The organism is Pedobacter sp. 01T416_2, from assembly GCF_056398925.1.
Genome location: NZ_JBFTQI010000101.1, coordinates 1 through 10,875, shown reverse-complemented (window position 1 = coordinate 10,875; position 10,875 = coordinate 1). Strand labels below are relative to the sequence as shown.

Below are 10,875 nucleotides of genomic sequence, written 5' to 3'. Positions count from 1 at the left end.
GTACCAGATGTATATGTAAGTGACATCCGCTTTTTTAAAATTTCTGTTCCAGATGGAATGATCGGCAATTATGCCTGTCAAACTTCAATCGATCAAAGTCATCCATACTTTAATTTTCTGGTGGGGTATTGGCCCGCAACGGATGGTAATGGTAATATCATGGCAGATATAAGTTCTCAGGCACATGATTTTAAATTTCAGGGGACCTATGCCTGGGAGAATTTTAACGATTTAATCTGCCCTCCGGCGCCAGAAACACTGGCCATATTTGTTCCTCAAACATCAGATATACCCGCACAGATTATAAACTGGTTAAAGATTGCCAATAAACAAGCATGGGGGCTTGACGGACGGGTTTGGTTAGATCAATAACAGATTTGCTGATCATTTAAAATATCATAAAATGAAAAAAATTATATATATCGCATTGATAAGTTTAGCCATAGTGGGTATTTATTCTTGTCGCAAATCACAAATAGATGATTTAAAATTGCCAGATCCTAATACCAGGAGTATAACAGGAGAAGGTATTGTTGCCGGAAATGTTTCCATAGATAACGAATACATTAAAGTTCCTTTTAAAATTTCTTTAACTGGCGTTGCAGAAGAGGCCTTTCAGGTAGGTTTAACTTTAAATAACGATACCGTTACGCAGTTAATTAATAAAGGAACCATTACAAATGCAATCCTAATGCCATCTGCGGGGGTAGAGTATCCCAATGTGATCAATGTGGCTTATGGGACCGATAACAGCGAAGGTATCGCTATTGTTCGCCGGTCAGTATTGGAGCGTAATTATGGTAAAAAAGTTGTTTTTGCCTTAAAGCTTTCAGCTCCTGGTAAAGGAAATAAAATTGCTGCTGGCAAATCTACCATTATGGTTATTATCAATACTGCCGATCTGTTAAAACCTACCGATCTACACTATTTAACTTTAAATGGCGGTGGTACCTATAATGTAGTGTACCAGGGCGATTACATTGTGGGCCCTGCCGGGGTAACGATTCCACTTATTGTAAGTTTAGAAAACCAACCATCAACAGCTTTCAATATTAAAATCAAAGAGAACATAGATACCATTGCTACTTTAGTTGGCAACGGAACTTTGCCTGCAGATGCAATACATTTGGCTGCCAAAGATTATAGCATTGATACTTTGGTTCGGTTTGCTACAGGAGCTTCGAGTGCGATCGTCAGACTTCAGATCCCATGGCCGGTTTTTGATGCCAACATTGTTGCAAATAAGAAATTTGCATTCGCCTTCAGTATTGGTGAGGCAAGCAATCATGTTATTCACCCAACTAAGAGTAAATTAATAGTGGTTGTAGATCCTAATGTAAATTTGGATAATAACTCTTACATCACCGGGAACGGTACTGGCTTAACAGCAAAATATTATACCAATACGCAATTGGATCCGGACGACGGACGTGCTCCATTTGTGACAAGGATTGATGAAACCATAAACTTTAGTGGCGATGGATGGCCAGACAATGTAAAAAATGATAGCGGAACTAAGTTAAGCAGGGATAACTTTGCAAGTAGATGGAAAGGCGAATTTTTAGCTCCGGTACGCGGCACATATACTTTCTACCAAACCCGTTGGGATGATGGATCAAGATTATATGTAAACGGAATTCCTTTGGTGAACGATTATACCACCCAGTGGGATAAGGATACGCGTAAGGGTACCATATTTTTAGAACGCGGAAAACGTTATACCATTGAAGCACATCATCGCGAAAACGTAGGTGGGCAACAAGCCTATCTGGAAATTGAAGTGCCAAATATTTTATCAAAAAGAGTAATACCAAAATCTCAATTATTTCCAACACCTTAAATATTAATAAGATATGAAAAATAACACAAAAAGATTATTCAGTATTCTATCTCTTTTAATACTTATTGTAATTACAACAGTAAAGTGTAAGAAAGATGCAGAAGAGATTATTCCTGTGGTAGACGAACCTAAACCAACTGCAGGTTTTTCATTTGCAAGGCCGGATACGGTAAAGTTTTTAGAATACCAGTTTACGGGTTCTTCTACAAACTATAAAACTTTGTTATGGCAATTTGGCGATGACAGTACATCTGTAGCGGTTAATCCAAAACACGTGTATCGTTTTCCAGGTAAATATAAAGTTACTTTAACAACCAGAAATGGGCAGGGCTATTCTGCTGCAAAAGAAGTCTTGTTAAATATTGTAGATCCTAATTTTGACCCAACCAAAATTGGAGAGAATTATATRCAAACCATTGGTGGAATATTCTCTGTAAATTTGGAAGCTGGCGCTGGGCCTAACTCTGATGAAGGATCGAAAAAGCTGGTTGATGGCGATATTACCACCAAATTTTTGCAGGCAGGTTTTGATGGTACGCAGAGATGTACTTTCGAACTTGCAACACCACAGGTAGTTGGCGCCTATACCTTAACTTCAGGAAACGACGCTGAGGATAGAGACCCTAGGTACTGGATTTTACAGGGATCGGTAGATGGTATTCAGTATACCGATTTACATACTGTAACCACTTGCCCATGGGCAAACTCAAATGAAAGACGAGTGACCAAAAGGTATTATTTTGACAACTTTGTAGCCTATAAATTCTATCGTCTTTATATTAAAGCAAACAGGGGAAGCAGGGTTTTCCAATTATCTGAGTGGACCATCAACAAAAAACAGCCTTAGTTTATAAATCTTATACACCCTTTGAAAATACATGGAGCTAATCACTTCATGTATTTTTTTGAGGATCGATTTTAAATGTCACTTAGACAATTAAAAAATCGGCTTCTCTTGCAAAAAGTAAATTATATTTTATACTTTAGTAAAACGTTTAACTAACGTTAAATCTAACCAAAATATACGATCAGATTTCAACACACACAATTATGAACAAAACCAACATTTTAAAATTCTTAGGCATACTGGGCTGCATGTTTGTAGGCGGTTTGCTAAAGGCACAGGAGCGGAAAGCCCCGGCTTATCCCTTAATTACGCACAATACCTATTTTAGCATCTGGTCTAACACCGATAAATTAAACGAATCTGCTACCCAACATTGGACGGGTGCCGACCATTCACTACTGGGTTTGATTAATGTTGATGGTGGTATCTATCGTTTTTTAGGTAAAGAGAGTACCAGTTATAAAACAGTTGTGCCTACTTCTGATGAGAAAGGGTTCGAAGTTAACTATACAGAAACCGAGCCTCAGGGCGATTGGAAAGCTGCAAACTATGCGGCAGGCAACTGGCAAACAGGTAATGCACCAATAGGAGATGATGCTAAAAATGTGAAAACATTATGGAAATCGCATGATATCTGGGTAAGAAGAACCTTTAACGTAGCTAATCCCGCATCAATAAACGAACTGTTTTTAAAAATAAACCACGATGATAATATTGAGGTTTACCTAAATGGGAAGAAAATCTATACCAAAGAAGGCTGGACCAATAATTTCCAATATATTGCCTTAAGTAATAGTGATAAAAGTGCTTTAAAATCCGGACCGAATGTAATCGCCATCCACCTCATTAATACTGCAGGTGGCCGTTTTCTCGATTTTGGTTTAGTAGAAAAGCTAAAAGACAATGCAGAAAAAGTACAGATAGCCAAACAGAAAAGCGTTGATATTAATGCCACACAAACCATTTATAACTTTACCTGCGGGAAGGTTGATTTAAAATTAACTTTTACCTCTCCCTTGTTAATGAACGATTTGGGTTTATTTGCCCGTCCGGTTTCTTACGTTTCCTATCAGGTAAAAGCAAATGATGGTAAAACCCACCAGGTAAAAGTATACCTCAGTGCATCGTCAAACATTGCGGTTTATCGTCCTACGCAAGAAGTTACAGCAAGCAAATACAGCACGGCCAAATTATCGGTATTAAAAACGGGAACGGTTGAGCAGCCGGTTCTTCAAAAAGCAAGTGACGATATGCGGATCGATTGGGGTTACTTTTACGTAGCTGCACCAAAAACCAGCAACGCCATCCAGTTTGTAACAGCCGAAAAAGATGCTGCCGATGCTTTTAGAAAAGGAAATTCAGCTTCAACCGCTAAGCAGGGCAAAATGCTCGCATTAAATACTGTTATCCCGTTTGGAACAGTGGGTAAAGCTGCGGTAGAAAAATATGTTGAACTGGGCTATGATGAAATTTATGCTGTTCAATACTTCAATAAAAATTTAAGGCCATGGTGGAATACCTCAGGTAAAGAAACCATCGAAGCGCAACTAACCGCGGCTGCAGACGAGTATAAAAACGTGATTCAGAAGTGTGAAGCTTTTAACAAAACTTTGTATGCCGATGCCTTAAAATCAGGTGGTAAAGAGTATGCCGATTTATGTGTTTTAGGTTATCGCCAGAGCATTGCTGCACATACCTTGGTAAAGAGCCCGCAGGGTGAAATTTTATGGTTATCTAAGGAAAACAACAGTGGTGGTTTTATCAATACGGTTGATGTAACTTACCCTTCGGCACCATTGTACCTGATTTATAATCCTGAACTGTTACAGGGCATGTTGAATGGTATTTTCTATTTCAGCGAAAGCGGAAAATATCCTCACCCTTGGGCAGCTCACGATCTGGGAACCTATCCGTTAGCAAACGGACAAACTTATGGCGAGCCAATGCCTGTAGAAGAATCGGGCAACATGATTATTTTAACTGCAGCAATTGCCAAAGCACAGGGGAATGCCAATTATGCCAAAGCGCATTGGAAAACCTTAACCACCTGGGTTGATTATTTAACCAAAGAGGGCTTAGATCCAAAAACGCAGTTATGTACCGATGATTTTGCTGGTCATCTGGCCCGTAATGCCAACTTATCGGTAAAAGCGATTGTAGGTATAGCCTGTTATGCGCAGATGGCCAAAACATTAGGTTATGATGATGTAGCCCAAAAATATAGGGCTATTGCCGAAAGTATGGTGCCAAAATGGATAGAAATGGCCGATGCTGGCGATCACTACGCCTTAACTTTTGATAATAAAAATACATGGAGCCAGAAGTATAACCTGGTTTGGGATAAGGTGCTGAAGTTAAACCTGTTTCCGCAAAAGATATACGAAACCGAAACCAAATATTACCTGACTAAACAAAATAGATATGGTATTCCGTTGGATAGCAGAAAGGCCTACACTAAAAATGACTGGATCTTGTGGACTGCTACTTTTGCACCTACACAAAGAGAATTCGAAGCTTTGGTTCACCCGGTTTACAAACACGCTATCGAAACTGAGTCGAGAGTGCCTTTAAACGATTTTTATGATTCAAATACCGGTATCCGCGATAATTTTAAAGCCCGGAGTGTAGTAGGCGGTTTTTACATGAAAATGCTTGCCGATAAATTAGCTGGCAAATAAATTTTACCCCTTAAAATTAACAATTAAAGGCTCTGCATTTTTGTAGGGCCTTTTTTATGTTTGATAAGAGCGCGATCGTCATGCTGTCCCGAATGTTCGGGATCAGCATCTTTCCCGCTATAAAGATCCTGAAATGAATTCAGGGTGACGGCACGAATGGAAAAATGCATAAACTTAATGTAGGGTTGGCCATAGCAATCTATTCCTTAGTCTGTGTTCTCACAAACCGAATAAACAGCTTATGTATACAAGCAAAAAAAGCTATTTGAGTAGCTATTAGAATTAGRAAATGASTGGCYTGTGGTTCTTGGAGGCSRTTRGTCCYGCTTTACGCTTTACTCCGTTGCAATCGTGTTCGCTCCAATCAGGTTTAGGAACAAGGGTTTCTGCACCCAACAACCCCGAAAATGAAATGCTGTTTTGGSCCAATAGCCCYGGTTGCAGCGTTACCCTGCAGCAACGAGGMACGAGGAAGCGAAGCGTATAAGCGTAAAACGGGAAGAAACTTATTGATTTGTACTGGCCTYGCGCTCCAAATGAAAATTGGTGTTTTTAAACTAGGAAATTATCCTATCGGTTGGTGTCTCACCGACCGAAATAAAATCATAGCGTTTGTTGTAAGATTACTTCTTCGGCTGAAATAGCTCATCACAATAATGATTTATCTGATCAAAACTCAAACTCCAGCTGATTACTTTCTGGCTTTTCAATCTCTACATCATCATAAAAACGCGATAAGGTAATGCCCAAAAGCCTCACCTGCGTTGTGCCGATAGCGGCCTCTTCCAAAAGTTTAATCGCTTCAGCATAAATTACCTCTGCTTTGTTTATCGGTTGGGCAAAAGACCGGCTGCGCGTAATCAGTTTAAAATCGGCAAACTTGATTTTTAGGGTTACCGTTTTTCCACTGAGTTGATATTTTTCCAAACGTTTGGCCACGGTTTCACTGATCTGTTTTAACAGATCGTGCATCACCGAATCTTCATTGGTATCTTCCGAAAAGGTATCTTCTGCACCAACTGATTTGGTTTCGCGATTCGACTGAACGGGGCGTTCATCAATACCACGAACAATTTTATAATAAAATCTTCCCGATTTCCCGAATTGGGCAACAAGCTGGGCTTCAGTTAATTTTTTTAAATCTGCACCTGTATTAATCTGCATGGCCTTCATTTTGGCGCCGGTAACTTTGCCTACCCCAAAAAATTTTTCAACCGGGAGTTTTTCCATAAAAGACTCAATTTTCGATGGGCCAATAAAAGTTAAACCATCCGGTTTGTTCATATCTGAAGCTACTTTGGCCACAAATTTATTGATCGATACGCCTGCCGAAGCCGTTAAGTTTAACTCATTTTTAATCGCATCTTTAATGGATTGAGCAATATCAATAGCCGATCCGATTCCGAGCTTGTCTTCCGTTACATCAAGGTAAGCTTCATCCAGCGAAAGGGGTTCTATAATATCGGTGTACCGGCTAAAAATTTCCCTAAGCGCTTTCGAAACCGCGGTATAGGCATCAAAACGGGGGTATACGAAAATTGCTGTCGGGCAAAGCTGGTAAGCTTTACTGCTCGACATTGCAGAGCGGATTCCATATTGCCGCGCTTCGTAACTGGCTGTAGAAACTACGCCTCGGCTATCGGGCTTGCCACCAACTACTAAGGGCTTTCCCCGGTATTCAGGAAAATCGCGTTGCTCTACAGATGCATAAAAAGCATCCATATCGATATGAATTATTTTTCTTAAAACCGGTAGAGTTGAATCAGACATGCAATGATCTAAATTTCGTGATTTTTATCAGGATTATTGATCTAGATTTTTTTTCTTTACAAAATATGGAGAGAGCAATTCGTTTTTATAAAAATGCAAAGCACGAATGGTATGCCGATATACCGGAATGGGGAGGAGATATAGCCGATCTGCAAATGGTAGAGGGTGCCGATGAATTATTGAACTGGATAGCGATTGCCGGGGATGAATGCAAATTACTGATGGCTGATGTGCCTATTGAAAATGCCGAAATTTTAGATCTTGTTTATGTCCGGGAAGAGAATTTGGGCGGTGGTGGCGACTATCTGTTAGAAAAATTTAGAGGAGAATTTAAGAACCATAAACTTTGGCTTTGCCAGGTAACGGAATTTGTTTTTAAGCAATTGCCTGAACGGATTTATTTTAAGGAGATTAGTTAAGTGTGATCATTAAGATTCTATTATGTAAACCTCCCTTACGTTCGTCATCCTGAACTTGTTTCAGGATCCATTTAACTGCAATTCTTTTAATATTGATTCACCATTATTAATTTTTCCCTAACAGGATCATCATGCAAAAGACCCTGAAATAAATTACCTTCGGTGAGCTAGCTTAAGGCTCGGTTTACTCAGTAGCTTTCCGCTTCGCTACAGGTCAGGGTGACGGTTCTAGGTAATATCAAACTAATCTAACAATACCTCTACTTTATTAAGTAAGGAGTCCATCTCGAATGGTTTTTCCATAAAATCATTGGCACCGGCATCTAGCGCAGATTGTCTGATGTCTCTACTGGCCGAGATCATTAAAATAGGGATTTCCTTAAACTGAGGGTCGTTTTTAAGCTGTTTGCATATATCCCTGCCATCGTGTCCACTCATCCAGATATCGAGCATAATTAGATCTGGCTTATTTTTTACTGCATCTATTACCGCCCCGCCATCATATGTAAATTCAACATCATAACCCATCACTTCTAAAATCATCGTCACAGCATCAACAATTCCTTCGTCGTCATCGGCTATGAGTATTTTCTTATTTGCCATTTTGTAAATTTTATTTCATATTGTTTTGTTTTTCAATCGGTAAATGAGAAGATGGTTAAGAGCGTATAATTATTAAAGCGGTAAAGATGCTTTTTGTTTTAAAAAAAATGAATATTTATTTAAACAATTTTACCATTGGCCGATTAAAGATTTTGAGGCTGAATTTCACAGCCGATTATCTGGCCATATAAATTGGACACGAAATGTATAATTTTAAAGCTTATAAAATATTTCGGATATTTAAAGTTTATATTTACAGCATTAATTCAAATTAATTGGGTTCAATGGCCAAAAATGGATAGTATTAATATTAAGAAGTTAGCAGAAGCTTTAAAATTATCTACTTCTACAATTTCGAGGGCTTTTAGGGATAATAGTGACATTAATGCGGCTACCAAAGCGCGTATATTAGCCAAAGCAAAAGAATTAAACTATCAGCCCAACCACTACGCCAGTAATTTAAGGGAGCAAAAAAGTAAAACCATTGCCGTTATTGTACCCGAATTGGCCAATAATTATTTCTCACAGGCCATTCACGGTATTGAACGCGTAGCCAGAGAAAATGGCTACCATATTCTGATTTACGTAACGGATGATGATTATAAAAAAGAAGTAACTTTTATCCGCCATTTGCACAATGGTAGGGCCGATGGTATTGTAATGTCGGTTTCAGGAGAAGCTAACGATCATAATTACCTTAATAAATTTGGAAGTAAAAGGCTGCCTTTGGTGTTTTTCGATCGGATTTACGAAGATATTGATACGCCAAGGGTAATTACAAATGATTATAACAGCAGTTTTCTGGCAACTGAGCATTTAATAGAGCAGGGCTGCAGTAGAATTGCCTACCTGGTGGTGAATAAAAGTTTATCGATAGGTAAAACACGCATGCAGGGCTATCTTGATGCATTGGCTAAACATCAGATTCCTTTCGAAGAAAACCTGATAGTTGATTGCAGTAACAGTTACGAAGAAAATAGCATTATCATTAAAGAGGCGTTAACGCAATTGAAACCGGATGGTGTTTTTACCTCAGTAGAACGTTTGGCCYTTGCCACTTACTATGCGTGTTACGATCTCAATATCAACATCCCAAAAGATTTAAAGGTGATCAGTTTCTCCAGTTTGGAAATTGCTCCTTTGTTAAATCCCTCACTCACTACAATCACTCAACCCGCTACCGAAATAGGAGAGGAAGCGGCTAAATTACTGTTTACTATTTTAGATGATCATGCCGATAAGAACCTACCAAATGAGGTGGTTTTAGAGTCTAAAATTATCAAGCGGAATTCGACCGTAAACGGGTAAAAAAAGCCCTTAAAAAGGGGGTGATTTTCAGCTTAAAATTTTCAAAAATTTTTGTCACTTAGTGTAAAATACGCAGAATTCTGACTTATTTTCGGGAACGTTCCCGAAAGATGTTTGAATTTCGCTCCAATTTTTTCGGGAACGTTCCCGAAAAAAGCTTCAAAAATGACTTAGTGTAATATTTACACTTTAAATTAAAATTTAACATTTTTAATTTATTGATTATCAGATTATTGGAAATTTAAAAATTATTTAATATAGATTTTTATTTGGGGCGAAAAGCTGATTTTTACATTGATTTTCTTGTTGATATTTTGGCCCGAAATATATTTTTTAAATAAATTTTGAAATATCATTAACAGCTGTAAATTAGGCCTATGTGTAAATCACTATAATATTTAACCAAATTTTTATACTTAAACGAGCTTCAAATATGAGAGTATTTTACCTGTTAAAACAGGGGCTTTTGGTGCTGTTAGTTTTTTCAGCATTAATGGTAAAAGCACAAACCGGATCGGTATCTGGTAAAGTGCTTGATGAAACCGGCCTGCCATTACCTGGCGCTTCTGTAGTTGTAAAAGGAACAACAAGAAGTACATCAACAGATGCTAATGGTAATTATAAACTAGCAGGTTTATCGAATGGTTCGATAACGCTATCTGCAAGTTTTATCGGTTATCAAACCCTTGATAAAGCTGTAAGCATTTCAGTAAATGCTACTGTTAATTTTCAATTGGCCCCCGATGCACAAAAACTGAATGAAGTTGTGGTAATCGGTTATGGTACTGCAGAAAAGAAAAACCTAACCGGGTCTATTACCACAGTAAACTCGAAAGATTTTCAGAAAGGTACCATTACTACGCCTGAACAATTGATCCAGGGTAAGGTAGCAGGGGTGAACATTATCTCTAATAGTGGTCAACCTGGAGTAGGTAGCCAAATCCGTATCCGTGGTGGGGCATCATTAAATGCAAGTAACGATCCTCTTATCGTAATTGACGGGGTTCCCTTCAGTGGTAACGCTATTGGTAATGCGCCAAGCCCTTTATCATTGGTCAACCCGAACGATATCGAAACCTTTACCGTTTTAAAGGATGCAAATGCAACAGCTATTTATGGTTCGAGGGCATCGAACGGGGTAATTTTAATTACGACCAAAAAAGGTGCATCAGGTGCACCGGTGTTTAATTTTAGCACCAACAATTCTATCGCCACGGTTGCTAAAAAGGTGGATATCCTTTCTTCAGGCCAGATCCGTGATTTCGTAAATGCGAACCCCAATGCCAGTTATGACGATGGTAAAAAATTTACTTCGTTACTGGGCAGTTCAAATACCGATTGGCAGGATGAAATTTATCAGAACGCATTTTCTACCGATAATAGTTTAAGCATTGCAGGCTCATTTAAAGG

9 protein-coding genes are annotated in these 10,875 nt (G+C 38.7%); 7 read left to right on the top strand and 2 right to left on the bottom strand.

The window, feature by feature from the left end; all coding sequences use genetic code 11:
* The 4 genes from AC1DPQ_RS06565 to AC1DPQ_RS06550 form a co-directional block, all read left to right on the top strand.
* Positions 1–372: DUF4983 domain-containing protein (locus AC1DPQ_RS06565; RefSeq protein WP_477608480.1), on the top strand; the 372-nt coding region annotated here is incomplete at its 5' end.
* A gap of 31 nt (positions 373–403) precedes the next feature.
* A complete protein-coding gene (locus AC1DPQ_RS06560) occupies positions 404–1,840 on the top strand; it encodes a PA14 domain-containing protein (RefSeq protein WP_477580372.1) in 1,437 nt (478 codons plus the stop codon).
* Between the two features lie 13 nt (positions 1,841–1,853).
* Positions 1,854–2,687, top strand: a complete 834-nt coding sequence (locus tag AC1DPQ_RS06555) for a PKD domain-containing protein (protein ID WP_477608478.1) — start codon at positions 1,854–1,856, stop codon at positions 2,685–2,687.
* Between the two features lie 203 nt (positions 2,688–2,890).
* Entirely contained in the window at positions 2,891–5,365 is a 2,475-nt protein-coding gene (locus AC1DPQ_RS06550) for a glutaminase family protein (protein WP_477608476.1), read from the top strand.
* 669 nt (positions 5,366–6,034) lie between these two features.
* On the opposite strand, the gene dinB is transcribed toward AC1DPQ_RS06550, so the two are convergent.
* A complete protein-coding gene (dinB, locus tag AC1DPQ_RS06545; protein ID WP_477608474.1) occupies positions 6,035–7,135 on the bottom strand; it encodes a DNA polymerase IV in 1,101 nt (366 codons plus the stop codon).
* 65 nt (positions 7,136–7,200) lie between these two features.
* Here dinB and AC1DPQ_RS06540 point away from each other — a divergent pair, with 65 nt between their 5' ends.
* Positions 7,201–7,554 (top strand): DUF6717 family protein, encoded by a 354-nt coding sequence (locus AC1DPQ_RS06540; protein WP_477608472.1) that lies wholly within the window; start codon positions 7,201–7,203, stop codon positions 7,552–7,554.
* A gap of 243 nt (positions 7,555–7,797) precedes the next feature.
* Here AC1DPQ_RS06540 and AC1DPQ_RS06535 read toward each other — a convergent pair whose 3' ends face one another.
* Entirely contained in the window at positions 7,798–8,157 is a 360-nt protein-coding gene (locus AC1DPQ_RS06535; RefSeq protein WP_477578171.1) for a response regulator, read from the bottom strand.
* 294 nt (positions 8,158–8,451) lie between these two features.
* Here AC1DPQ_RS06535 and AC1DPQ_RS06530 point away from each other — a divergent pair, with 294 nt between their 5' ends.
* Both AC1DPQ_RS06530 and AC1DPQ_RS06525 read left to right on the top strand, forming a co-directional pair.
* The gene (locus AC1DPQ_RS06530; protein ID WP_477608470.1) at positions 8,452–9,465 is read left to right on the top strand and encodes a LacI family DNA-binding transcriptional regulator; all 1,014 of its coding nucleotides are present in this window, start codon (positions 8,452–8,454) and stop codon (positions 9,463–9,465) included.
* Between the two features lie 433 nt (positions 9,466–9,898).
* Positions 9,899–10,875 (top strand): carboxypeptidase-like regulatory domain-containing protein (locus AC1DPQ_RS06525; protein ID WP_477608468.1); only part of this gene is annotated, 977 nt, incomplete at its 3' end.